Consider the following 24,457-nt stretch of genomic DNA (forward strand, 5'->3'; position numbering starts at 1 on the left):
CCAGCTACCGCCGCGAGAGGATGCCGGCAAAGAGCTGGCGGAAGGTACCGGCAATGACGCCCCCCGCATGCGTGTCCCCCGTCATCAAGGCCGAGGTGAGGTTCCGCATCTGCTCGAAGGTGATGTGCGGCGGCAGCGGCGGCACTTCGGGGTCGGTCTTCACCTCGAGGATGACGGGGCATTCGGCCGTCAGGGCTTCTTCCCACGCGGCGCCGAGCCTATCCGGATGGTCGACGAAAATGCCGCGCAACCCGATGAGCTCGGCAAACTTGTGGTAGGCTACGTCGGGAATGGACTGCGACGCCTGGAATTTCGGATCGCCCTCCATCACCCGCTGCTCCCACGTCACCTGGTTCAGATCCTGATTGTTGAAGACGCAAATGACGAAAGTCGGATTGGCCCAGTCCTTCCAGTATTTGGCAACGGTGATCATCTCGGCGAGATTGTTCATCTGCATGGCCCCGTCGCCGACCAGGCCGACAACGGGGCGATCGGGATGAGCGAATTTCGCTGCGATCGCATAGGGGACGGCAGCTCCCATCGATGCGAGTCCGCCGGAGAGCGATGCCTTCACGCCGCGGCGCATCTTCAGGTCCCGGGCATACCAATTCGCGCAGGAGCCGGAATCGCAGGTGACGACGGCGTTTGTCGGCAGCCGCGGCGAAAGTTCGCTGACCACACGCTGCGGATTGATCGGGTTGGCGTCGACGTTGGCGCGCTCGTCCAGGGTCTTCCACCAGGCGGCGACGTCTTTCTGGATCGTTTGCCGCCAGCTGCGGTCCGGATTTTCCTGCAACAGGGGCAGCAGCGCCCGCAGCGTTTCGGCCGCATCGCCGGTCAGGTTGAGTTCCATGGGATAGCGCAGCGACAGCATATCGGGATTGATGTCGATCTGCACGCCGCGCGCCCGGCCTTCCTCCGGCAGGAATTCGGAATAGGGAAAACCGGAGCCGATCATCAGCAGGGTGTCGCAGTCCCGCATGAGGTTCCATGACGGTTCTGTCCCGAGAAGGCCAATCGAACCCGTCACCCACGGCAGGTCGTCCGGCAGCGCGGCCTTGCCGAGCAGGGCTTTAGCAGCGCCCGCCTGGAGGCGGTCTGCAACGGCAATGACCTCGTCCGTGGCGTTGAGCGCGCCGGCACCGACAAGGATCGCCACTTTCTTTCCGGCGTTCAGAATATCGGCCGCAGCCTGAAGATCGTCTCCGTGCGGAAAAACCCTTGGCGGCCGGTAACCTGGGCCTGAATGCACGGTGCCGTGCTTTCGCGCAGGCTCCTCATAGGGCATTTCCTGCAGGTCATTCGGCAGAATGATCGCTGTCACCGTCCGGTTCGCGAGTGCGATGCGAACCGCGCGGTCGATCAGATGGCGCACCTGCGCCGGAGCCGAAGCCTGCTGCACGAAATCGCTCGCGACATCCTTGAAAAGGGCGGCAAGATCGAGCTCCTGCTGGTAATGTCCGCCGAGCGCACGGCGCGCCTGCTGGCCGACGATGGCGAGAACAGGCTGATGGTCCATTCGAGCGTCGTAGAGACCGGTGATCAGATGGGTGGCGCCAGGTCCCGACGTTGCGATGCAGACGCCGAGTTCGCCTGAGAACTTCGCATAGGCGGCTGCCATGAAAGCCGCCATTTCCTCGTGTCGTGCCTGGATGAACTCCATCTTGTCGGATGCGCGATGGAGCGCCCCGAAGACGCCGTTGATGCCGTCTCCGGGATAGCCGAACATACGCCGCACACCCCATTCGCCAAGCCGTGCCACAAGGAAATCGCCGACAGTTCTCGCCATGGATCAGTTCTCCTGGGACGTGTGGGATCAGCTGAAGCAGATCTGATCAAGCCGCAGTTTCGGTGCCGGACCTATCGATGCGGCCCGGTCTGCTTCAGCTGGGTGTTTGATACCTGAGGCGACCCCAGGAAGGATCCCATTCGACGTCCTCGACAAGTTCGACGAAGACCGGCCGGCCGCTGTTGCCTCTATGGGATTCTGCCAGCTTGAATGCCGCTTCGGGTTCCATTTCTTCGCCGGGGAATACCGTGTCGTCCACGTCGGTTTCCGCGACCTTGCGGACATATCCCCGGATCTGGTCGCCCGATCGATAGAGTTTGATGATCAGCGACCCCGCGGGCGCGGTGTCTGGGGAATATCGGCTGTATTCCCGACCGCCTTGCGCCGGGTCGATCGTGTCGTCACCCGCTCGATACCAATGTGCAAGGTCCTGACCTTCCGGGCGTCCCTCGCTTTCCCAAATACGGTAGGCGCGGATCCTTCTTGTCTCGTCATCGATCATGCTTGCCTCCCGGCGGGCCTCATGATCACCTTGACCATGCGGTCTGGCCGTTCACTTGTTGAGCTCTTCGGCCATCTGGAGATGATGTTCCAGAGCGGGGCGCGTGCTTGCAGCCCATGCCTTCAATTCGGGATTGTCCCCTTCGTCGCCATAGCGCTTGAAGAGATCGACCGCGTCCTCATGGGCAGATTCCTGGTCGGAGCGATATTGCTTGTTGAAATCGGCTCCTTGCAGGCTGTTCAGCTTGTCGAGCATACTCTGCTGATCCGACGTCATGGCGCTCGGAAGCGCTGCCTTGACCTTGCCGCCGGAAACCAATGCCTTCAGTTCCTCGCTGGTCTTCTGATGGTCGGTTAGCATCTGCTGCGCAAAGGCCTTCGTCGCATCGTCGCCACGCTCGATCGCAAGCTTGCTGGAGGCGATTTCGAACATGTCGCTTGCGGCTGCTTCCTTGACGAAATCTTCCGTTTTCGGCGGCACGCCGATCAGGGAATTGACCCCTGTCTTTTCGGCAGCCGATTGCGCGAAGGCCGGGACGGCAAGCGCGAGTGCGAGCGAGGCGATAACAAAGCGTTTCATAAGGATCTCCTGGGTTGATGATCGCTAAACTTGCGGACCGGCGCAGAGTTCCCGCCTTATCGCGTCGATGGTGATCGCGGCTCGATCGGCGAAGGCTCTACAACCCGAAGGGAAAAGTTTCCTGATCCGATGTTCCGGGCTCCGGCGCCGTGAGCGGTGAAAGCGGCCGGGTTTCATCAAACCAGAGAAATGCATCATATTGCCGCGACAGCGATGTCGACATGTAATGGCTCATCCGTTCCGTCTCCGGCCGGTAGATGACGCCGATGAACCGCTGAAGCCGCTGTTCGACCAGGCTTGCATGCAATTCCTCATCGGCCGCGAGGTCGAGGAGAAATCGCGGCTTTCCGGAATCGTGACAGAGACGCTCGTAGCTCTGCGGCAGTGATGGATTGACTTGCTTCTTCTCGGCCTGTCCGTCCCAGTCGCTTGCCGCAATCACCTCGCCGGAATGGGTTCCCAGTCCGATAAGGCTGGTCAGTCCATCGAAACGCTGCCGGCACAGCTGGCCAAGGTTCAGCTCGTCGCGGGCGGTTGCCATATCGGTGTAGCGGGCATCGCCAATATGCGAGTTATGCGCCCAAATGATGCCCTTCGCAGTCGGACCGTGAAAGTCGAGGAGATGCTCGACTGTACCCGCCATGTAGGTGTCGCGCAGATCCCACGCATGAAAACCGCCGTAATACATGACCCGGTAATACCGCTCGGCTGCGGCAAGCAACCGTGCCGACTGGGCGGCGTCCAGGAAATCGTGACCATCCGAGGCGGCGTCGTCCAGGGATCGCGAAAGCAGCTCCGTGCATTGCTTCAGCACCGCCTCCTCGCATGATCGATAGGCATCGGTAAGCACGGCCCGGCCGTAGGTCGCAGGATCGCTCTGCCAGGGGCTGAGGCAGCCATAGCGCTCCCTGGCAATCCTGGCGGTTTCCGGGCTGACATTTTCGAGATAGTTGAGAACCGAGCGGATCGATCCCGACATGTTGTAGAGATCCAGGCCGTAGAACCGGATCGGGTCGTCGCGCAAAGCCTTGCGACGTTCGTTATCCCCCTTCAGCCAGCCGAGGAATTGCGAAAATTCTCGGTTCCTCCACATCCACCTGGGAAAGCGGCTGAACGGCTGATCGCCTTTTGACGCCTGGCCATTTATCCAGCGGTCGACCGCCGCGGCGTCCGGCCAATCCGCTTCGACCGCCACCATGTTGAACCCATGATGTTCGATCAGGTAACGGCTGATGGCTGCGCGTGCCTCGTAGAATTCGGCCGTGCCATGGGTGGATTCACCAAGCAGAACGATGCGGCTTTCGCCAAACCGATCGAAAAGGGCGGCAAAGCTCCGGTCGTCGACGGAGGGAAATTCTTCCGCCACGGCCGCGATGAGTTTGTAAGGTGTTTCCTCCATACGCGATGAGGGGGCCGTCGCCGTATACATCGGATGTGCGGCAGTCCAGGCATCTTCGCCGATCAGAGGGACGAAAAAGACGCCGCCGAGATCTTCCTCCTCGAAGGTGGTCGCCCCGGTGCGCGTGATGCGTTTCAGGCGTTGCTCGTCACCGCGGCCCACCGGGATGATAAGCCGCCCGCCGAGATCCAGCTGCTCCTTCAAGGCGACCGGGACCTCGGGTGCGCCCGCCGAAACGACGATGGCATCGAAAGGAGCGGCTTTGGCCCAGCCCTTGCTGCCGTCGCCGACCCGGACGTCGATGTTGCGGTATCCGAGCTTCTCGAATCGCTCCCGGGCCTGAAGCGCCAGCCTTTCATGCCGTTCGATGGAATAGACGTGTCTTGCGATCCGGCTGATGAGGGCCGAGGCGTAGCCGGAGCCGGTTCCGACCTCCAGGACTTTGTCGCCCGCGTCCAGATCGGCCTTTTCGATCATCAGGGCGACGATGAAAGGCTGCGAGATTGTCTGACCCTCGCCAATCGATAGCGGCGCATCCTCGTAGGCGAATTCCTCGAAGCCGGGGTCGACGAATTTTTCGCGCGGCACCATCCTCATCGCCCTGGTGACGCTTCGATCGCGAATGCCGCGACGCACGACATGATGTTCCACCATGTGGTCTCGGATACGGGTCATATCCATGGGGTCACCTCCACTCACGAGGAGAACAGCTGAAAGCAGGTGGTTGTTCCCACGGCAATGGGGCGGTCGTCCGTTAGGGCTCACGCTGGTTTGCCGGCATTGGCTTGCTGGGCAACCGGACTGCCGAGCCCGTCAGCGCGGCATTGATTTCCTGCGCGCGTCTGAGATGATCGCGCACGGTTGGCGGCATCGACGCCGCCAGATTTGCATCTCGGCGTCTTCGCCGGGGGAGATTTCTCCCTCTCCTCCGCTCGCAGCCGGCATCCCAACCGTACGCAAGGTCAAATGTTCCGCACGAATTTCCTAATCGCGTTCTTTCTCGACCGGTATGTCTTACCGCCGATCCTCTCGGCTCAGGGGCAAATCTGGTCAAGCTCGGAGGGCCTCATCTGACGGGGGCGACGGTTCCCTGGCTATTATACCGGGAAGAGCAGGAGGCGGTGTGATCGCTCTTTTGCCCGGTCTGTCGGTGGAACTTAGTATGAGAAGCGAAGTTGGACAGGCATCAGCAAAGAGGCGCCAGTGTCCACCAACCCACTTATCAGCGAACCGGTCGAAGATTTCGTCTCCCGCCTTGAGGCGATGACTGACGACGAATTGTTCGTGATCATGAATGATCTGGAAAAAGCGAGCGAGACTGCCAAAGGCGGCGCAGCAGAGGAGATTCTTGCCCGGATCGCTTTGACCGAAAGCGAGATCGAGCGGCGTTATCCCGGCCGATTGCTCGCACCCTATCGCGACTGGAAGCAAAGACAACCGCTCCTGTAAGCGCTCGCGATATCATGTGAAAGGAAGCTTCGATGAGCAGTTCTGAGACAACGACGGATCACAAGAAAATCCGCAAATGGGCGGAGGAAAGGGACGGCAGGCCGGCGGCTATCCGGACCCGCGGCAAGGGCGGCGTTCTCCGGATCGACTTCGGAGAAAAGGAAGAGGAATTCGACGAGATCGACTGGGACGAATTCTTCAAGATCTTCGACGAAAACAAGCTCGCCTTTCTCTATCAGGACAAGACCAAGGACGGAAAGACGAGCCGCTTCAATAAATTCGTAGAGCGTGATTGAGCGCTCGACCTCATCTCCTCGACCGCTGCCGTAATCACGGCGGCGATCTTCCGTTTAGGGACACTCTTGTCTATTTTGTTCCTGAGCCGGGCTTTGCAATCTTTGCATGCTGGTGGGCGAGCACGCTTGCCGGCGTGACGTTGGCAACGGCTGCCTGCAGTTTGTTCTTCCAGCCGCTGACGACATCGCCTTCGCCATCCATCATCGCGTCATAGCCTATGCGCGCGACTTCGCCGGCGTCGTCCTTCTCCGCCTGGCCGATCGCCGTATCCACAAGACCGGCTCGTCTGAAGAATTCGGTTTCCGTCGCCCCCGGCATGAGGCAGCTGACGGTGACCCCGAAATCCTTCAGCTCTTCGCGCAAGGCGAAGGAGAAGCTGTTGATGAAGGCCTTGGTACCGTTATAGACGGCCTGGTAGGAGCCCGGCATGAATCCGGCGATCGAGCCTGTCAGCAGGATGCGGCCCGCGCCGCGGCTGCGCATCTGGTTGCCGATCTGATGGATCAGATAGATCGTTCCGGTGATGTTGGTATCGACGACTTTGCGTGCCTCGTTGAAATTACGGTCGAGGAAAGCTTCGCCGATGCCGCGGCCGGCATTGGCCATCAGCAGATCGACCGAACGGCCGCTGGCGGTGATGCGCTCGGTCAGACGATCGACACCTTCGAGCGTCGATAGGTCGGCTTCGACAGCATCGACGGAAGTGCCGAACTCCTTGAGATTCGCGGCTGCCTGATTGATGCGCTCCTCGTCGGCGGCAATGATGAGATCATAGCCGTCCTCGGCCGCGCACTTCGCCAGCTCGTAGCCGATGCCGGTGGAACCGCCGGTGACGACGGCCAGGCCCTTGCCTGGTTCATGATGAGCCATCATGTTTCTCCTTAAGGTTTGAGAACGACCTTGATGCATCCGTCCTGCTTGTCGCGAAATGTCTTGTAGAGAGCCGGACCGTCGTCCAGCGAGCCGCGATGGGTGATGACGAAGGAGGGGTCGATGTCGCCCTTTTCAATACGCTCCATCAGGATCGGCAAATAATGTTGAACCGGCGTCTGGGCCATCTTGAAAGTCAGGCCCCGGTTGATTGCCGAACCCATCGGGATCTTGTCGAGAAAACCGCCATAGACGCCGACGATCGAGACCGTGCCGAAGTTGCGGCAGCAGTGGATGGCCTGACGCAGCACATGCGGCCTGTCCGTTCCCATGAACATGGCGACCTTGATGCGGTCGAGGCGCGAATCCCAGCTGGCAGCCGCCTCGGCTTCGGTTCCGACGGCGTCGATGCAGGCATCCGCACCGCGACCGTCAGTCAGTTCCATGATCTGGTCGTAGACGTCCTTGTCCATGAAATCGAGGGTGATGGCGCCGGCCGCCTGCGCGAGCGCCATCCGTTCGGGCACCGCATCGATGGCGATCACCCGTTCGGCGCCAAGCAGGAAGGCCGAGCGTATCGCCATCTGGCCGACCGGGCCGCAGCCCCAGATCGCAATCGTATCGCCGGGCTGGATGTTGCAGAAATCGGCCGCCATATAGCCGGTCGGAAAAATATCGGAGAGGAAGAGCACCTGTTCGTCGGAAAGTCCGGCCGGCACCTTGATCGGCCCGACATCGGCATAGGGCACGCGCAGATATTCCGCCTGTCCGCCGGCATAGCCGCCGAGCAGATGCGAGTAGCCGAACAGGCCCGCAGGCGAATTGCCCCAGAGTTTCGCGACCTTCGCTCGATCGGGATTGGAACGCTCGCAGCCGGAATAGAAGCCGCGCTTGCAGAAGAAGCATTCGCCGCAGGAAATGGTGAAGGGCACGACGACCCGGTCGCCGACCTTGAGATTGGTATTGTCCTTGCCGACCTCCACCACTTCGCCCATGGTCTCATGACCCATGACGTCGCCGCTGTGCATCTCCGGCATGACGCCGTCATAGAGATGCAGATCCGATCCGCAGATCGCGCACGCCGTGACCTTTATGATGGCATCGCGCCCGTCCTCGATCTGCGGATCGGGAACGCTGTCACAGCGGATGTCATGCTTGCCGTGCCACGTCAGAGCTTTCACGATGGTTCTCCCTTGCCGGTCGCCAGCCCATCGGCCCGAAGAATCGGAATCGATTTTCGGTAAGCCCGATGCGCAGGTTCAAGATGTTAGATCGAACGCCCGAAAGGACGCGCAGCGCTCTAATGGCGCTTCAACCTCGGCTTCGGAGAAATGTTCCCAGCGATGCAGGGCTTTTCATCATGGCGGATTCTTCAGGGGAACCCGGGACTATGCAGTGAGTTCACTCAAAAGGGTCGCAACGTTTTAAGGAGAAAATCATGACCTCCCCCAAACATGCCAAGACCAGGAAGCCAAGCGATAGAGACCTTACCGACGACCCGGGCATCAGCCGTTCGCGTGGTATCGTTTCGCCGCCGGATGACGAAGCGATGCAGGCCGAAAACACCATCGAAGGCGATACAGCCAACGATGCGACGCCCCAAGGCGGCGTGGATCCACGTCACCGGGGACGCACCAATAAATAGTCGTGACACTCGGCCTATCAGAGTTCGAGCAACGCGTAAGTTTTGCCGGTGGGCTTCTCTATATGGGCCGCGACATTGTAGACAGGGGCGCCGCCCGGCGTCCGGCCCTGATAGGATCCCCGATGGGCATGACCATGTACGACCGCACTCACGCGGAAGCGGTCGATTGTTTCCGCCAGCCGTGAAGAGCCGAGAAACGGGTAAATTTCCAGGGGCTCGCCGGCCACTGTTTCGGCGATCGGCGCGTAGTGCAGCACGACGAGGGAGCGATCGGATCGGACCTGGCGCATCGCGTTTTCCAGGCGCATCGACTCCTCGACGCTTTCTGCGACCATCGCCTTGATCGCCGGCTCGCCGAAGGAGCCGAGCATATGGCGCCCGAAGCCGCCGGCAAAGCCCTTGACGCCGACGAAGCCGACGCCGGCGACCTCGGCCGCCTGGCCGTTGAGCAACTTCACACCGGCATCCGTCAGGACCCGGCAGACGTCATCGACCTGCCCGCTCTCGTGATCATGGTTTCCGAGGACGGCGACTGTCGGTACCGTGCAATGGCGCAGATCGCTCGCAAGCAGTTCGGCTTCCCTGGGTTTGCCGAGATCGGTGAGGTCGCCAGCGATGACGAGAACGTCGGCCACGGAGGAAACCTCCGCGAACAGATCCTTGTAGGACTTGGCGCCGTCCTCCGTCACATGAAGATCGGCCACCGCCGCAACTCTCACGCTCTTTCGCTGGTCATCCATTGAGCTTCTCCTAATCTCCTCGCAGTTCACCTTCGCCGCCGACATCGGCAAAACCCCATTCCTTCACGTCGATTTCGAAATCGACACGGGAATACATCCGGCCGCGGCATATTTTCATTTGCGGAAGCGGCAACTCCTGCTGCGCTTTGAGCCGGTCCAGAAGCTCTTCGAGCAGCCACTGCGGAATCTTGTCTCGCTCGGTCGGGTAGATCCACCTGAAATTGAGGAGATGGATAAGAAGGACCTCCCAGTGAACTTCGAGATAACCCAGCAACTTCCGCCAATCGATGGAGTCATGTGCCTTCAGAATGATGTGTGCGATATCGGCGCCGTCATAGCGGTGGCGCAGTTGGACAAAGCATTTCGACCAGACCAGCTCGGTTGGGCTGACGATCCTGACCGTGTGGCCGCACATCTTGACCCTGCGCGCATCCTCGAACCAGTCGTCCCCGACCGGCATCGTTCCGTTGGAAGAGGCAAAGATGACATCGAAGAAATGGTTGCCCTTCAAGACCTTTCCGAGCCAGCGCTCGTCTTCGACTTCGACCGTGTAACCCTTCGATTTGAAATGGCCGAGGATGCGCGCGTAGTCGCCCGCTTTGCAAAAAATGTCGAAATCCTTCGTCTGGCGGGAAATGCCTGTATACGCGCAGACAGCGTAGGTGCCGGCGACCAGGAACGGGATCTGCGATCCGACGAGTTCTCGGACGACTTGGGTCACGAACGGCTCGGCGTCTGGATCGATGAGCTCCGGAACCGCCTTCACTTTCATGAGCGTATTGTTGTTCTTATGTCTTTCGGCACTTTCAGCGGTCATCGTCGATCCCAGTAATTGATACGCAAAGCAACACCTGGATGGCTTCTATGTTCCGCCGCGCCCGTCCGAGCGATGAACCTGGGTAATCGCAGGGGCCGACGAAAGCTCCCGAATCATCCGGAACTTCGCTACCGGCGCGTCGTTTGGACCATGACAAGCATCGCAGAAACGTTCTCAAGATCTGAACGGAGGATGTCATGGACAAGCGAGCGAAAATATCGACTGGCACCAACGCCAGGCCCAAAAACGAGACCATTGCTGGAAGCGGCCCCGGCATTCCCGATGATTGCGGTCGGATGGTTGAGGTGCCGGATGCGGAAGCAAGACGTCTGAAAGCGTCTCTGCTACGCGATCGGCTCGATGAGCTCAGGGAGAAGCTCGATGAGGAGATCGAGCTTCCGCAAAGGGGTGCGCCATGAGCGAAGTCCGGAAAGGCGGACCCATTCCGTCGGGAATGAGCCACGATAACTCCAAACCGCCGCGGCGCATGATGATATTCGTCATCACCATCTTCCTGATCGCCTGCCTTGTCGCACTCGCATTCACGTGGATGAGGCATCCCGGCGAACCGGACGAGAAATCACCGACTGCGACGACGGAGCAGACACGATGAGCGAGGGGAATAAGGATCCTGTCCAGCGGCAATCGTCGTCTTCCGTGGGCAAGCGCACGAGGCTGAATGCCGGCAGAATAGCGCTGATCCTGGTCGGCACGGTCGCCGTCGTCGCATTCACCCTTTATGCGACAATTGTTCTCTACGGGCTCGTCAAGGGCTCGTGACCGATCATCCGCCGGCGCCGTAGATGCCGTCGATCGCCTCCGCGACTGCGATGAAGTTTTCGCAGGCGGAGTCGTAGCGCTGGCCTCCCGCGAGCTTTCTCGCCCAATCCACGGCTGCCCGTCCGCCCCAATCATCGGGGGGTAGGGCTAGAGTTTCGCTCGAAGTGCCGGACATCCGGACGGCCGTAAAATCGTAGAAGGAGCCTTCGACGTTCCTGAAGGAGGCGCCTCCATCGGTTCCGAAGAAATCAGCGCCGATCTCGGCGTCGCAGCCGGCGTTGAGCCGCCAGGAACATGTCAGCCGGATGATTTCGCCGCCGGAGAGCGTCAGCGTCGCGGCCGCAAAATCTTCGACCTGGCCCTTGGTTTCAAGCCTTTTCCCACCCGCTCTCAATGCGCTCGTTACATTGGTGACGGAGGGAAAATCGAGGCACCACAAAGCCAGATCGATGAGGTGGACCCCGAGATCGATAACGCAACCGCCGCCGGACTGGTTCTTGTCGTAAAACCAGGGCTTGTCAGGGCCATAGGCGTTGTGGAAGGTCAGATCGGCCGCAAAGATCTTGCCAAGAGCGTTAGAGCGAACGAGCTGACGGATCCGCTGCATGCCCTGCGTGTGCCGATAGGAAAGGTCGACGCCAAGCAGCCGGTCGGCTGTTCTGGAAGCGTCGACGACGGCCCTGACCTCGGACGCGGTCCGGCCAAGCGGCTTTTGGCAGAAGACGGCTAAGCCTGCCCCGAGGGAGCGGATGGACTGTTCGGCATGTGTCGCGCTCGGTGTCGCGATCACAATTCCGTCGAGTTCCTGGTCGAACAATCCCTCCAGATCGGCCACGATCCTGGCATCGGGGGCCAGCGCCAGGGCCTCTCGCGCCATGTCTGTGGAAGGGTCGGCGATGGCGACGGCTTCGGCAAGGCCGCTGTCGAGGATCGCTTTCATCCGATGCCGGCCGATCCACCCCACGCCGAGAAAGCCGAGCTTCAGCGGTTTGGCGGTCGCCGCTTTTTCTTCGGAAACCAACCCGTTCATGAATATTGCACCAGAGCCTTGAGAAAACCATCCGGCCGGTCGCGCGTCGAGTTGAGGGCGTCGTCCAGCCTTTCCAGCGGATAGATGTGCGTGTAAAGCGGCTGCGGATCGATCCTGCCCTGGCGCACGGCTTCTATGGCGTCGCGAATACCCTTGATATAGATGGCTGGGTCGCGCTCGTGAGCGTTGATCACGTCGAGCCCGCGCCAGTTCCAAAGCTGCATGTTGATCTGGCGGGGGCCATCCTGGTGATAACCGGCTATAATCAGTCGCCCACGTTCCTTTGTCAGCTCGCCCGCCAGGTCGAGCGGCCATTGTTTGCCGACGGCCTCGATGACGCGGTCGCAGAATTTGCCGCCGGTGAGTGTTTTGACGCGTTCGATGATGCGCCAATGATCGTCCATGGGAATCGTCTCGGCCGCTCCCATTTCTCTGGCTACCTCGAGGGAATACGGCCGGCGCGAGATGGCAATCACCCTGGCGCCCGCAGCCGCGGCAAGCCTGGTGAGGAGGGCGCCTAAGAACCCGATGCCGATGATGGCGACTGTCTGGCCGCTTTCGATGTTGCTGCGGCTGAAGATGTTCATCGCGCATCCGAGCGGTTCGCCGGGAAAGGGCTTGCCGTCCAGCTCCTTCGGCAGCGCTGCGACCATCGAAGCATCGGCGATGTCGTGCGTGGCGTAGGCGTGATAGGAAAGAGCGGCAACCCGCTCTCCCACCCGAAGCCCCGTGACATCGGCGCCTATGGCGTCGACAATGCCCCAGCCCTCGTGACCTAATCCACCCGCCTCGGTTGGGAACGTCATCCAGTCCGGTCCGGCCCAGGGTGTGAGGTTGGAGGCGCAGACGCCGCATCCTTCCAGTTTCACCCGGACCTGGCCCGGACCGGGTTCCGGTATGGGACGGGTCTCGACCGAGATATGTCCGGGCCCGGTGACGATAGCAGCCCGCATGAGCCCGGTCTTCTGGCTCGCCGCAATGTCCATGAGATGTCCTCCAATGTGGCAATCCTAGAACAACCGGCCTCCCGAAGAGTTCCGATAGCGGTCAAAGAAGTCATAGATGATGAAGTCAATAAAGATGTCATTGAAGAAGGAACTTTTCCATCCGCGTTCGGTTCGACGCCTATCTCCGAAGCAAATTATTCAACCGGACGGATCTCATAATGACGATTTTGATAACTGGCGGATGCGGCTTCATTGGTCGCCACGTTGCTGAAGAACTTCTGAAAAATGGCTATGGCGTGCGCATTCTCGATGCGCTGATCGATCAGGTGCATGCCGATGCCGAAGTCAGTGTGCCGGATGGAGCCGAAATTATCCAAGGCGATGTCAGAGACAAGGATGCAGTGCGCGCGGCGCTTGCCGGTGTGAGCGGCGTCATCCATCTCGCCGCCGAAGTCGGCGTCGGACAGTCGATGTATGAAATCGCCCGCTATGTCGGCTGCAACGATCTCGGCACGGCGGTGCTTCTGGAAGCGATGATCGGCCTTCCCGTCAAGAAGATCGTCGTCGCCTCGTCGATGAGCGTCTACGGAGAAGGGCTCTATCTGACGGCGGACGGAAAGCGGCTCGGTTATGTCAGGCGGCGCATGCAAAATGTCAAGCAGGGCCAGTGGGATCCGCTCGATGAGGACGGTCAGCCGCTGACGCCGGTCGCCACCGACGAGGAGAAACCGGTCGATCTTGCATCCATCTACGCGCTGACGAAATTCGCCCAGGAGAGGCAGGTCCTTATTTTCGGCGAAGCCTACGGCCTGGACGCCGTCGCCTTGCGCCTCTTCAACGTTTTCGGCGCGGGCCAGGCGCTTTCCAATCCCTACACCGGGGTCCTTGCCAACTTCGGTTCGCGCCTCGCCAATGGGCAGCCGCCGATGATCTTCGAGGATGGCAGGCAGCGGCGCGATTTCGTCCACGTCCGCGATGTTGCGACAGCCTTTCGCCTGGCCCTCGAAAAGCCCGCGGCATCCGGCCACGTTATCAATATCGGCAGCGGCCAGGCCTATTCGATCGCCGATGTCGCGACGCTTCTTGCCGATGCCATGGGCGTGCCCGAGATCGGCCCTGACATCATGAACAAGGCGCGTTCGGGAGACATCCGCAATTGCTTCGCCGACATTTCCAAGGCGCGCGAACTGCTCGGCTTCGAACCGAAATATCGCCTTGAGAATGCACTCGCTCCCTTCGCCGAATGGGTGCGGCAGACCGGGGCGGTCGACCGTGGCGCCGAAATGAAGCGGCAGCTGGAAGAGCGGGGGCTGGTTTCATGAACAAGGCCGGTTCTCGAGCATCCGGTCAGCAGGAGGCGAGGCGGTTCGGTTTCGTCGAATGGTTCCGACCCGGAGAATATGAGCGGACGGAGCTGGTGCTGCCGGATATCCTGAAAAGCGGCGCCAGTTATCTGCGCACGCATCTTTCCTGGGCCGAATATCTGGCGCCCGGCGGCGAGCAATGGTTCGACTGGCTGATCCCGCGTGTCGGCAGCCAAATCGATCTTCTGCCCTGCATACACTACACGCCGCCTTCCCTGTCCCGGACGGGCAGGTCTTCTGGCGCGCCGGTCGATCTCAAATCCTATGCCGACTTTGTCGATCACATCCTGACTCGCTATGGCCGCTATTTCCGTCATATCGAGCTCTGGAACGAGCCGAATAATCTGCTTGACTGGGATTGGCGTCACGACAGCGATTTTCTGCTTTTCTGCGAAATGGTCGGAGGCGCGGCCTACTGGGCGAAGCAAAGGGGTTACAAACCGGTTTTGGGCGGCCCGTGCCCCTTCGACCCATACTGGCTCAACCTGATGGGCACGCGCGGCGTGCTCGGAGTCATCGACGCTGTCGGCTTCCATGGCTTTCCCGGAACCTGGGATAGCGAGGAGGCAACCTGGGGCGGCTGGGACATGCATCTCGGAGAGATGCGCGGGATTATCGACCGCTATAATGCCGATGCGGAAATATGGATCACCGAAGCCGGGTACTCCACCTGGCGCAATGACGAGATCGAACAGGCGCGGCGCTTCATCAAGGCGCTGAACGTGCCGGCCGATCGCATGTATTGGTATTCCTGGCGTGACGTGCCACCCGATGTTCCGGTTCAGGAAGGCCTGTGGTTCGATCCGCGGCATTATCACCTCGGCGCTGTCAGCCACGACAACAAGCCGAAGCTTCTTGCCCGCCTTCTCATGGAAGGAGGCGTCAAGAGACTGGAGGATGTCGCGGCCCTTGCGGCTCCCCAAATCGCCTCGGGTGCCGCGCCGATCGTTGTTACCGGCGGCAGCGGGTTTGTCGGCTGCAATCTCGCCGACAGCCTGCTCAGCGACGGCGAGGACGTCATCATCCTCGACAATCTGGCACGATCGGGGGTCGATCAGAATCTGACCTGGCTGATTGAGCGGCATGGCGGGCGGGTTCACCCGGTCCTTGCCGACGTTCGTGATCTGATGGGCATCGAAGCAGCCTTCAGGGACGCCAAGGCAGTCTTCCACTATGCCGCGCAGACGGCGGTGACCACCAGCCTCGTCGATCCGCTCGAAGATTTCGAGACGAATGCTCGCGGCACGCTCAACGTGCTGGAATCGGTGCGCAGGGCGGGCAGACGCGCTCCGGTCATCTTCGCGAGCACCAACAAGGTTTATGGCGCTCTCGACGATCTCGGCGTGATCGAACTCGACGATCGCTATCTTCCCGAAGACGAGACCGTCAGGAAACAAGGGGTCGGCGAGGATCGGCCACTCGATTTCTGCACGCCTTACGGATGTTCGAAAGGTGTGGCCGATCAATACATCCTCGACTACGCGAAATCCTACGGCATTCCTGCCGCCGTCCTGCGGATGAGCTGCATCTATGGACCGCGCCAGTTCGGCACCGAGGACCAGGGGTGGGTGGCGCATTTCCTGATCCGCGCGCTCGGCGGCGAACCCATTTCCATCTACGGCGACGGCAAGCAGGTGCGGGATATTCTGCATGTCGATGATGCCGTCGCTGCTTATCGGATGCTACTTTCCAATATCGAACGGGTCAGCGGCAAAGCCTTCAACCTCGGTGGGGGGCCGCGTAACGCCGTCAGCGTGCTCTCAGTGTTGCGCGAGATCGAATTGCTCGCAGGCCGTGCTGTCGACACCAGCTTTGGCCCATGGCGCGCCGGCGACCAGTTCTATTTCGTGGCCGACACAACGAAACTTGAACGGGAAACCGGCTGGCAAGCCGAAATCGGATGGCGTGATGGTTTGCGGCACCTCGCCGAATGGCTGATCGCCCATCGTTTCGGCGGGCGGCAGTTCCGCAGGGAAAAGCGGAAGGTATCAGCATGAGCGGAGATGAACGGAGCAACGGACACCGTCGCGTGCTGATGACGGTTGACGCCATCGGCGGCGTCTGGCGTTACGCCATGGACCTGGCAGCAGCACTGAAACCGAACAACATCGACGTTGTCTTTGCCGGGCTGGGGCCCACACCGACAGACGACAAAGTCGCAGAGGCGGGCCGGATCGGCAAGCTCGTCTGGCTGGACGCGCCACTCGATTGGACGGTCGAGGGTGAAGAGGCAGTTGCCGAGGTCCCGCGGCTGATCGCCGATCTCGCACGCCGGGAAGAGGCGGATCTTCTGCATCTTAATCTGCCGTCGCAAGCGGCGGGCATCGAAACGGACCTGCCGGTTGCGGTGGTTTGCCATTCCTGTGTTGTCACATGGTTTGCCGCCGTCCGCGGCAGTGAAGTCCCGCCGGACTGGCGATGGCACTATCGGCTGAACCAGGCGGGCTTCACGCGTGCGGACGCGGTGATCGCGCCAAGCCGCAGCCATGCGAGAGCGATGGAAGCGGCCTATGGACCGATCGGCGGTCTCCACGTCGTTCACAACGCCAGCTCCCTTGGGGCTTCCGACGAGCCCAAGCAGGAGTTTGTCCTTGCGGCCGGGCGCTGGTGGGACGACGGCAAAAACGGCGCCGTGCTGGACAAGGCTGCAGCAATGACCCGATGGACGGTGGCGGCGGCCGGCGCGACGACCGGCCCGAACGGCCAGACCATGCGATTTCGCCATGCCGATCACCGAGGCGAGCTTTCGCACGAGCGGATGAGCGCCTTGACGCGGCAGGCGGCCGTCGTGGCCTCGCCTTCGCTCTACGAGCCGTTCGGTCTTGCCGCTCTCGAAGCAGCGCGGGCGGGCGCGGCCTTGGTGCTTTCCGATATCCCAACCTATCGCGAGATATGGGACGGCGCTGCTCTGTTCGCCGAGCCGCATCGCCCCGATGTCTTCGCCGATGCCTTCAATACTCTTGCCGACGATCCGCAGCTGCGGGCTGCATTCGGACGAAAAGCACGTGCCCGGTCTGCCGGCTTCAGCGTCAAGGCTCAGGCAGAGGCGATGTGCTCGGTCTATTCCGGCATGTCCGCCCGCGGTTTTTCAACAGCAGCGGAGTGATCATGAAGTTCGTTTTCTACACCCATTCGCTGGTCTCCGACTGGAATCACGGCAATGCCCATTTTCTTCGCGGCGTCATGCGCGATCTCCAACGGCGCGGCCATGAAACGCTGGCGCTGGAGCCGCAGGATGCCTGGAGCCGGGCCAATCTGGTGAAGGATCAGGGGCCGGCTGCGGTTGAGGCATTTCACCGGGCATTTCCGCAGCACCGTTCGCAGATCTACGGCGAGGGATTCGACCACGAAGCAGCGCTTGCCGATGCCGATATCGTCATCGTCCACGAGTGGACGGAACCGCGATTGGTCGAGAGGCTCGGCCGCATCCGACGCAATGGCGCGACCTTCACCCTGCTGTTCCACGATACGCATCATCGGGCGGTATCTGCCGAAGACGATATCGCAGGACTGGCGCTCGACGACTATGATGGCGTGCTGGCCTTCGGGCAGACCTTGCGTGAACGCTATCTCAGAGCCGGTTGGGGAAAGTCGGTATTTGCCTGGCACGAGGCGGCGGACGACACGCTGTTCAGACCGTTGCCGGACATCGAGAAAACCGGAGACCTCATCTGGATCGGCAACTGGGGTGACGATGAGCGGTCCGCCGAAATCGGCGAATTCCTGATTCGTCCCGCGAAGGAGCTGAAGCTCGACACGGTCGTTCGTGGCGTGCGCTATCCCGACCATGCATTGAACGAACTTCGCAAGTCCGGCATCGCCTATGGCGGCTGGATCGCCAATGCCGATGTTCCCGAGGCCTTCGCCCGCCACAGGGCCACCGTTCACATTCCGCGGCGACCCTATGTCCAGCATCTGCCGGGTATTCCGACTATCCGCGTCTTTGAGGCGCTCGCTTGCGGCATACCCCTGATCTCGGCGCCCTGGAGCGACGCCGAACATCTCTTCGAGCCTGGCAGGGACTATTTGGTCGTCGGCGATGGCGAGGAGATGAAGAAAAGCCTGCGCGACGTCCTCTCCGATACCGATCTGGCTGCGGGCCTTGCCGCCGCCGGCCTTGAAACGATCAAGACCCGTCACACCTGCCGCCACCGCGTCGACGAGCTTTTCGCCATTCTGGAGCGCTGCGGCACGCACAGGGTCGTTGAAAACCTGCAATCCAGGGAGGCTGCCGAATGAAGATCGCCTTTTATGGTTCGAGCCTCGTCTCCGCCTATTGGAACGGCGCCGCCACCTATTATCGCGGCTTGCTGCGGGCGCTGGCGGAGAAAGGCTACAACATCACCTTCTATGAACCCGACGTCTATGACCGGCAGAAGAACCGCGACATGGATCCGCCGGACTGGTGCAGGGTCGTCGTCTACGAAGGGACAGTCGACGCACTCAAGGCCGTCACAAGCGAGGCGGCCGAGGCTGATATCGTCGTCAAGGCAAGCGGCGTCGGTTTCGAGGACGACCGATTGCTGGAAGAGGTGCTGCGCAATGCCCGACCCCACGCGTTGAAAATCTTCTGGGACGTGGACGCGCCGGCAACGCTTGCCGAACTCAGGGCCGACCCCGACCATCCGTTGCGCCGCGCGCTTTCCGCGCTTGATCTTGTGATGACCTATGGCGGCGGCGATCCTGTCGTGAGCGCATACCGCTCCGTGGGAGCGGCCGAATGCGTGCCGATCTACAATGCGCTGGACCCGCAAACGCATCATCCGGTGCCGAAGGACCACCGCTTTGCCGCCGACCTCGGTTTCCTCGGCAACCGCCTGCCGGACCGGGAGGCGAGGGTTGAGCATTTCTTCCTGGAGCCGGCGTCGCGTCTGCCGAACCGAACATTCCTGCTTGGCGGTTCCGGCTGGCACGACAAGCCGATCTCTTCGAACGTCCGCTATATCGGCCATGTCCCGACGCGCGATCATAATGCCTTTAACGTAACACCGATGGCGGTCCTCAACATATCGCGTGCCAGCATGGCGGAGAATGGTTTTTCCCCTGCGACGCGGGTCTTCGAGGCGGCTGGCGCCGGGGCTTGCCTCATTACCGACTATTGGGAAGGCATCGATGTCTTTCTGAAGTCGGGCGAGGAGGTGCTGGTCGCGCGCGACGGACAGGACGTGGCTGCCTTGCTTAGCGGCTTGTCCCGGCAAGCCGCACGGGAAATCGGAGAAAGAGCGCGCCGGCGGGTTTTGGCCGAACATACCTATGTCAATCGCGCCGAAGCGGTAGACAGGATTTTTCGCGCACGTCTTGGTGGGCGGGAGGCTGCCGAATGACGAGATCGCTCGACATCGTCTTCCTCGGCCTCTCCCTTTCCTCATCCTGGGGAAACGGTCATGCCACGACCTATCGCGCCTTGATCAAGGGCCTTCGGCACGCCGGCCATCGGATCTTTTTCCTGGAGGGGGACGTGCCGTGGTATGCCAGCCACCGGGCCCTGCCTTCGCCTGCCTTCTGCGAGCTCGCTTATTATTCTGACCCCGCCACAATGATCGAGCGTCACGGTGAGAGGCTCGGCAACGCCGATGCGGTCATCGTCGGATCCTACGTTCCCGATGGTGTGCCGCTCATCGACGGGCTCGAGGCGTTGCAGCCGAAACGCCTTTGCTTCTATGACATTGACACGCCCGTCACCCTCGCCAAGCTCGACCGTGGTGACGAGGAATATCTGGCGCTGAGGCAGATTCCCTTGTTTGACGCCTATTTCTCCTTCTCCGGCGGAAGGGTGTTGACCTGGCTAGAACAGAGATATGGCGCGCGCAGAGCCATCGCGCTCTATTGTTCGGTTGACGAGGGCCGCTATGCCAATACCGGCGAGTCCAATTGCTGGGATCTTGGTTATCTCGGAACCTATAGCCCTGACCGGCAGCCGACACTGGAGCGCCTCCTCCTGGAGCCGGCGCGCCGCCTGCCGTCGATGCGCTTCGTCGTCGCCGGCCCGCAATATCCCGCCGAGATCGAATGGCCGGCCAATGTCGAGCGCATCGAGCATCTGCCGCCTGCCGATCACGCAAGCTTCTATAGCCGTCAGAGGTTCACATTGAACGTGACCCGCAGCGATATGATCGCCGCCGGCTGGTCGCCCAGCGTGCGGCTGTTCGAGGCTGCCGCCTGCGGAGCGCCCATTATCAGCGACTTCTGGCAGGGTCTTGATGAGCTGCTGCCGGACACTGAGGCTTTGTTCATTGCGCGCGCGCCGGAGGATGTCGTGGCGCTGCTGACGGAGCTTTCTGACAGCGACCGTCTGGCGGCCGCCGCCGCAGCGAGAAAGCGCGTCATGAGCAGTCATACCGGGTACGCCCGTGCCGGCGATCTCGCTGGGGCTCTTTCGAACCTGCCAGCCAATCCAGCTTTCGAGCGTATCTCAGCGTGAAGGAGAGTATCGATGCTTCAAGTCAATCGTCGCGGAAAAGGCAAGACTGTTCTGGTGGCAGGAGGCGCCGGCTTTGTCGGCTCGCATCTCTGCGATGCTCTGCTCGGCCGTGGCGACAGCGTCATTTGCGTCGACAGCTATATCACCGGCTCGCGGGACAATGTCCGACCGTTGGTGAACCACCCCGGCTTCCGGCTGATTGAACAGGACATCTGCAACTTCCTCGAAATCGACGAGCCTATTGACCAGATTTACAACCTGGCCTGCGCCGCCTCGCCGCCGCAGTACCAGGCGGATCCCGTTCACACCATGATGACCTGCGTCGCCGGCACGGGCAATCTGCTGGCGCTCGCCGAGCGGCACCGCGCCTCCTTCCTCCAGGCTTCGACCAGCGAGGTCTATGGCGATCCGGCGGAACATCCGCAGACAGAGGACTATCGCGGCAATGTCAGCTGCACCGGACCGCGCGCCTGCTATGACGAGGGAAAGCGCGCCGCTGAGGCCCTTTGCTTCGACATGCTGCGTGCCGGCCGCGTCGACGCGCGGGTGGCCCGCATCTTCAATACCTATGGACCGCGAATGCAGGCGAATGACGGCCGGATCGTCTCCAATCTGATCGTGCAGGCCCTCTCGGGCAAACCTCTGACCATCTACGGAAGCGGCATGCAGACGCGGTCCTTCTGCTATGTCAGCGATCTCGTGGGCGGCCTCACGGCCCTGATGGACGTGCGCCCAAACCCCGGCGCGCCCGTCAACCTCGGCAATCCCGGCGAATTCACCATCAACGAGCTCGCGCAGATGATCCGCGCGATGGTGCCGGTACGCACGGTGGTTGCTTACAGGCCTTTGCCGAAGGACGATCCTCAGCGCCGCCGCCCCGATATAACCCGCGCCACCGAACTTCTCGACTGGCAGCCGACGGTGCCCCTCGCCGAGGGACTCAGATATACGATCGATTGGTTTGCCGCCAATTTGGACGATCGTCCGCGCAAACGCGTCGCCGCGCCTCGCCGTCACCGACGTGCAGCTGCCTCGCAGGCTGCTCCCTTGGACAACTAACCGAGAAGCGGAGGCAAGCGATGATGAACCTGGCTTTGAAACAGCGCATCAGCGAACTCGGCCCCTGGTTTCAGAATATGCGGCTCGGAGAGATCGAAACCGCGCCGGATCATTTTCTCGGCGACTATCCGGCGTTCAAATGGGAGGGCTTCAAGCATGTCGTGCCCACGGATCTGGAAGGGCGCAGCGTTCTCGATATCGGCTGCAATGCCGGCTTTTATGCGCTCGAAATGAAGCGCCGCAATGCCGGACGGGTGCTGGGAATTGACAGCGATCCACGTTATCTCGAGCAGGCCCGTTTCGCCGCCGATCATTTCGGCCTCGATGTCGAGTTCAGGCAGATGTCGGTTTACGAAGTATCGAAACTCGCGGAGCGTTTCGATCTCGTGCTCTTCATGGGCGTTCTCTACCACTTGCGCCATCCGTTGCTGGCACTGGATCTGCTCTACGAACACGTAGTCGCAGATCTCATGCTGTTCCAATGCCTGCAGCGTGGCGACGAGCATATCGCCACGCTGGAGGAAGACTACGACTTTTCGGAGTGGAAGGTTTTCGACCGGCCGGATTTTCCTAAGCTGTTCTTTGTCGAAGAGCGCTATTCTGCCGATCCCACCAACTGGTTCATTCCCAACAAGGCGGCGGTCGAAGCGTTGCTGCGCAGCTCCGGCTTTGTCCTAGAGGCCAATCCGGAGCGAGAGGTTTATCTCTGCCGCCGAGGCCGGCGGCCATACATGGTCGAGCCGCCGCCCGGTTGAGGCGATTGGACACCTTAGGGAAACAGTTCATACTTCATGGAATTGATCTAGCGGGTCCAGAATGTTTTGAGGCCCGACTGTTTTCCACCGCTGTCGCTGCGGTCTCCTAGCCTTTTTGACCATCGCCTGATTGGTGAAGTCGCTGCCGCCGCAACCGACACGGAATCCGTGCATGTCCGCGCAAGTCACCGCAGAGCTAGGCGGAAACACCCGTCGTTATAAGAAGGCGGGGACGCGGCCGACGTTCGAAGCTATCATCTGCCAAATGCCGCCGATTGGGAACAGGCCATCGGCGCGAGCGTTTTTGTCCAAACGGGTTTGATGCCGGGAGCAGATCGCAGTGAACACGGTCTTTGACAAACTTGCGCGAAAGGCGGTTTTGATCGTCGAGGACGATTACACCCTTGCCAGCGAGCTCGCGTCCAAACTGACCCAAACGGGAATCGGTGTCGTCGGGCCAGCACCCAACGTTGAGCAAGCGCTGAAATACATCGAAGATTCCAAGATAGAAGCGGCTATTTTGGACATCAATCTCGGTGGAACGATGGTGTTTCCAGTCGCCGATGTGCTGTCGAAGCGCAATATCCCGTTTTTCTTCGCAACCGGCTACAGCCGGGACGTCGTCCCTCCGCGGTTTGCCGATCGAATATTCGTGGAAAAGCCGTTGGACACGGGCGCGATTTATAGTGCCCTTTCCAGTTGTGGAAGCCCGACGGCGACGGCAGCAGGCGGCCAAAAGAACCTCATTCTTTCTGCGCTTTCTCCCCGCGAAAATGACCTTGTCCGTCCGCTGCTTAACCCTGTCCACCTGGTTCAAGGCGAGATTCTTGAGCAACAGTTTGGGGAGATAACGACGGTTTTCTTCATCGAAAGCGGGACGGTTTCGGTTGTGGCCTCGTCGCCCAATGGTTCGCAGGTGGAGGTCGGTCTCATCGGGCGTGAAGGCCTGACCGGCACTGGACTGTTGGAGGGTGATTGGCGCACGCCCTACAATATGGTGGTGCTGACCGAAGGAAGCGCCCAGCGCATCGATACCGACGGTTTCCTCCGTCTGGTGCAGAGGGCGCCACAGCTACGCTCTCTTTCGTCGTCCTTCTCAAGGACGCTCGCAATTCAGATCGGGTACACGGCCCTCGCCAACAGCCGCTATTCGATCGAGCAGAGACTGGCCCGCTTGCTGCTCATGCTCAATGATCGGTCGGAAGACAAGATGCTGCTTCTGACGCACGAACACATGTCTTCCATGCTCGGCGTCCGACGTTCCGGAGTCACGGGCGCGCTTCCGGTTCTGGAGGGGGAAAAGCTCATCAGGTCGGTACGGGGAAAGGTGATCATCATCGACCGGGAGGGCCTTATCCTTAAGGCCAATGGCTCTTACGGCATCCCTGAGGCGGAGTACGAGCGCTTGATGGGGTTTTCACTGAGAGGCACGGGGAACGCCAAAAAGGCTTTCGGGCAACCCGGTCCCCACTTTTACGGCCCACATTCCGGCGAGAAATGGTAACCGTAAGTCGCCCGGCTGCGGACCGAACTTTTGTCATCGGCAACTTACAGAACCTGCGTGTGGAAAGGTGCCCGGTGGAAAAGAACAATCAGACCAGACTTTTCTCCGGAAAGCGCATCCTGGTCGTCGAAGACGAATATTTTCTCGCCGACGAGACCCGACGGAGGTTGGAAGATCTTGGTGCAACCGTCGTCGGGCCAGCGGCAAACATTCGTAGCGCGCTCGAGCTAATCGCTGTCGAGCAGGTCGATGCAGCCGTCCTTGACGTCCATCTTGGCGATGATTTGGTGTTTGACGTCGCCGACGAACTGGAGAGACGAGAAATCAACTTCGTCTTTGCCACGGGATATGACCCATCCTTTATCCACAGAAATACGAAGGCTTTGCGCTTTGCGAAAAGCCGGCCGAACTCGAAAAGATTGCAGTCGCGCTCTTTGGCCCAGCCGACGGTTTGAAACGACTGAATTAATCGTCTCGCGGGTGAACTCTTCGGAGATATTGACGCCCGCT

The 24,457-nt window shown here is 60.7% G+C and carries 25 protein-coding genes and 1 pseudogene; 16 read left to right on the top strand and 10 right to left on the bottom strand.

The window, feature by feature from the left end; all coding sequences use genetic code 11:
- Window positions 1-4: 4 nt before the first annotated feature.
- From FFR93_RS30415 to FFR93_RS30430, 4 genes are all read right to left on the bottom strand, one after another.
- A complete protein-coding gene (locus tag FFR93_RS30415) occupies window positions 5-1,789 on the bottom strand; it encodes a thiamine pyrophosphate-requiring protein (RefSeq protein ID WP_138395903.1) in 1,785 nt (594 codons plus the stop codon).
- Between the two features lie 94 nt (window positions 1,790-1,883).
- The gene (locus FFR93_RS30420) at window positions 1,884-2,291 is read right to left on the bottom strand and encodes a DUF2934 domain-containing protein (protein WP_138395904.1); all 408 of its coding nucleotides are present in this window, start codon (window positions 2,289-2,291) and stop codon (window positions 1,884-1,886) included.
- A gap of 51 nt (window positions 2,292-2,342) precedes the next feature.
- A complete protein-coding gene (locus FFR93_RS30425) occupies window positions 2,343-2,870 on the bottom strand; it encodes a DUF4142 domain-containing protein (RefSeq protein WP_138395905.1) in 528 nt (175 codons plus the stop codon).
- 97 nt (window positions 2,871-2,967) lie between these two features.
- Window positions 2,968-4,950, bottom strand: coding sequence for a protein-L-isoaspartate(D-aspartate) O-methyltransferase (locus FFR93_RS30430; RefSeq protein WP_138395906.1), 1,983 nt, complete (start codon window positions 4,948-4,950; stop codon window positions 2,968-2,970).
- A 522-nt stretch (window positions 4,951-5,472) separates the two neighbouring features.
- Between FFR93_RS30430 and FFR93_RS30440 the strand changes: the two genes are divergently transcribed.
- Both FFR93_RS30440 and FFR93_RS30445 read left to right on the top strand, forming a co-directional pair.
- Window positions 5,473-5,718, top strand: a complete 246-nt coding sequence (locus FFR93_RS30440; RefSeq protein WP_064709969.1) for a hypothetical protein — start codon at window positions 5,473-5,475, stop codon at window positions 5,716-5,718.
- Window positions 5,719-5,750: 32 nt separating this feature from the next.
- Window positions 5,751-6,014, top strand: a complete 264-nt coding sequence (locus tag FFR93_RS30445) for a hypothetical protein (RefSeq protein WP_064712032.1) — start codon at window positions 5,751-5,753, stop codon at window positions 6,012-6,014.
- A gap of 70 nt (window positions 6,015-6,084) precedes the next feature.
- On the opposite strand, the gene FFR93_RS30450 is transcribed toward FFR93_RS30445, so the two are convergent.
- Both FFR93_RS30450 and FFR93_RS30455 read right to left on the bottom strand, forming a co-directional pair.
- Window positions 6,085-6,885, bottom strand: coding sequence for an SDR family NAD(P)-dependent oxidoreductase (locus tag FFR93_RS30450; protein WP_138395907.1), 801 nt, complete (start codon window positions 6,883-6,885; stop codon window positions 6,085-6,087).
- An 11-nt stretch (window positions 6,886-6,896) separates the two neighbouring features.
- Window positions 6,897-8,066, bottom strand: coding sequence for a zinc-dependent alcohol dehydrogenase (locus FFR93_RS30455; RefSeq protein ID WP_138395908.1), 1,170 nt, complete (start codon window positions 8,064-8,066; stop codon window positions 6,897-6,899).
- Window positions 8,067-8,323: 257 nt separating this feature from the next.
- Here FFR93_RS30455 and FFR93_RS30460 point away from each other — a divergent pair, with 257 nt between their 5' ends.
- Window positions 8,324-8,530, top strand: a complete 207-nt coding sequence (locus FFR93_RS30460; protein ID WP_138395909.1) for a hypothetical protein — start codon at window positions 8,324-8,326, stop codon at window positions 8,528-8,530.
- 17 nt (window positions 8,531-8,547) lie between these two features.
- Here FFR93_RS30460 and FFR93_RS30465 read toward each other — a convergent pair whose 3' ends face one another.
- The gene (locus FFR93_RS30465; RefSeq protein ID WP_064709964.1) at window positions 8,548-9,270 is read right to left on the bottom strand and encodes a metallophosphoesterase; all 723 of its coding nucleotides are present in this window, start codon (window positions 9,268-9,270) and stop codon (window positions 8,548-8,550) included.
- 10 nt (window positions 9,271-9,280) lie between these two features.
- Window positions 9,281-10,087 carry a nucleotidyltransferase family protein gene (locus FFR93_RS30470; RefSeq protein ID WP_064709963.1) on the bottom strand — a complete coding sequence of 269 codons (807 nt, stop codon included), beginning with the start codon at window positions 10,085-10,087 and terminating at the stop codon, window positions 9,281-9,283.
- A gap of 197 nt (window positions 10,088-10,284) precedes the next feature.
- Between FFR93_RS30470 and FFR93_RS30475 the strand changes: the two genes are divergently transcribed.
- Genes FFR93_RS30475 through FFR93_RS41075 form a run of 3 tightly spaced genes read left to right on the top strand, consistent with a single transcriptional unit; the run spans window position 10,285 to window position 10,867 of the window.
- Complete coding sequence (locus tag FFR93_RS30475; RefSeq protein WP_138395910.1) at window positions 10,285-10,506, top strand: hypothetical protein; 222 nt, start codon at window positions 10,285-10,287, stop codon at window positions 10,504-10,506.
- Window positions 10,503-10,700 carry a hypothetical protein gene (locus FFR93_RS30480; protein ID WP_138395911.1) on the top strand — a complete coding sequence of 66 codons (198 nt, stop codon included), beginning with the start codon at window positions 10,503-10,505 and terminating at the stop codon, window positions 10,698-10,700. The genes FFR93_RS30475 and FFR93_RS30480 overlap by 4 nt, the downstream gene beginning before the upstream one ends.
- Complete coding sequence (locus FFR93_RS41075; protein ID WP_167358982.1) at window positions 10,697-10,867, top strand: hypothetical protein; 171 nt, start codon at window positions 10,697-10,699, stop codon at window positions 10,865-10,867. Before FFR93_RS30480 ends, FFR93_RS41075 begins: the two co-directional genes overlap by 4 nt.
- A 4-nt stretch (window positions 10,868-10,871) precedes the next feature.
- On the opposite strand, the gene FFR93_RS30485 is transcribed toward FFR93_RS41075, so the two are convergent.
- Together FFR93_RS30485 and FFR93_RS30490 are read right to left on the bottom strand one after the other, a co-directional pair.
- Window positions 10,872-11,897, bottom strand: a complete 1,026-nt coding sequence (locus FFR93_RS30485; RefSeq protein ID WP_138395912.1) for a Gfo/Idh/MocA family oxidoreductase — start codon at window positions 11,895-11,897, stop codon at window positions 10,872-10,874.
- Window positions 11,894-12,883 carry a zinc-binding dehydrogenase gene (locus FFR93_RS30490; protein ID WP_138395913.1) on the bottom strand — a complete coding sequence of 330 codons (990 nt, stop codon included), beginning with the start codon at window positions 12,881-12,883 and terminating at the stop codon, window positions 11,894-11,896. The genes FFR93_RS30485 and FFR93_RS30490 overlap by 4 nt, the downstream gene beginning before the upstream one ends.
- A 179-nt stretch (window positions 12,884-13,062) precedes the next feature.
- On the opposite strand from FFR93_RS30490, the gene FFR93_RS30495 reads away from it, so the two are divergent.
- From FFR93_RS30495 to FFR93_RS30540, 10 genes and pseudogenes are all read left to right on the top strand, one after another.
- Window positions 13,063-14,166: an SDR family NAD(P)-dependent oxidoreductase gene (locus FFR93_RS30495; protein WP_171049280.1), complete on the top strand. Its 1,104-nt coding sequence runs from the start codon at window positions 13,063-13,065 to the stop codon at window positions 14,164-14,166.
- Window positions 14,163-16,205: an NAD-dependent epimerase/dehydratase family protein gene (locus tag FFR93_RS30500; protein ID WP_138395915.1), complete on the top strand. Its 2,043-nt coding sequence runs from the start codon at window positions 14,163-14,165 to the stop codon at window positions 16,203-16,205. The genes FFR93_RS30495 and FFR93_RS30500 overlap by 4 nt, the downstream gene beginning before the upstream one ends.
- On the top strand, window positions 16,202-17,314 hold the full coding sequence (locus tag FFR93_RS30505) for a glycosyltransferase family 4 protein (RefSeq protein ID WP_246661380.1): 1,113 nt from the start codon (window positions 16,202-16,204) through the stop codon (window positions 17,312-17,314). Before FFR93_RS30500 ends, FFR93_RS30505 begins: the two co-directional genes overlap by 4 nt.
- A gap of 2 nt (window positions 17,315-17,316) precedes the next feature.
- Window positions 17,317-18,447, top strand: a complete 1,131-nt coding sequence (locus tag FFR93_RS30510) for a glycosyltransferase (protein ID WP_138395916.1) — start codon at window positions 17,317-17,319, stop codon at window positions 18,445-18,447.
- On the top strand, window positions 18,444-19,532 hold the full coding sequence (locus FFR93_RS30515; RefSeq protein WP_138395917.1) for a glycosyltransferase: 1,089 nt from the start codon (window positions 18,444-18,446) through the stop codon (window positions 19,530-19,532). The genes FFR93_RS30510 and FFR93_RS30515 overlap by 4 nt, the downstream gene beginning before the upstream one ends.
- Window positions 19,529-20,629 (top strand): glycosyltransferase, encoded by a 1,101-nt coding sequence (locus FFR93_RS30520; protein ID WP_138395918.1) that lies wholly within the window; start codon window positions 19,529-19,531, stop codon window positions 20,627-20,629. The genes FFR93_RS30515 and FFR93_RS30520 overlap by 4 nt, the downstream gene beginning before the upstream one ends.
- Before the next feature lie 12 nt (window positions 20,630-20,641).
- Entirely contained in the window at window positions 20,642-21,688 is a 1,047-nt protein-coding gene (locus tag FFR93_RS30525) for a UDP-glucuronic acid decarboxylase family protein (RefSeq protein WP_138395919.1), read from the top strand.
- 20 nt (window positions 21,689-21,708) lie between these two features.
- Window positions 21,709-22,443, top strand: a complete 735-nt coding sequence (locus FFR93_RS30530; protein ID WP_138395920.1) for a TIGR04290 family methyltransferase — start codon at window positions 21,709-21,711, stop codon at window positions 22,441-22,443.
- 340 nt (window positions 22,444-22,783) lie between these two features.
- On the top strand, window positions 22,784-23,947 hold the full coding sequence (locus tag FFR93_RS30535) for a helix-turn-helix domain-containing protein (RefSeq protein WP_138395921.1): 1,164 nt from the start codon (window positions 22,784-22,786) through the stop codon (window positions 23,945-23,947).
- A gap of 74 nt (window positions 23,948-24,021) precedes the next feature.
- A pseudogene (locus FFR93_RS30540) lies at window positions 24,022-24,416 on the top strand (response regulator).
- The last annotated feature ends 41 nt before the right edge of the window (window positions 24,417-24,457 follow it).

This window comes from Rhizobium sp. MHM7A (assembly GCF_005862215.1).
Classification (GTDB): Bacteria; Pseudomonadota; Alphaproteobacteria; order Rhizobiales; family Rhizobiaceae; genus Rhizobium; species Rhizobium bangladeshense.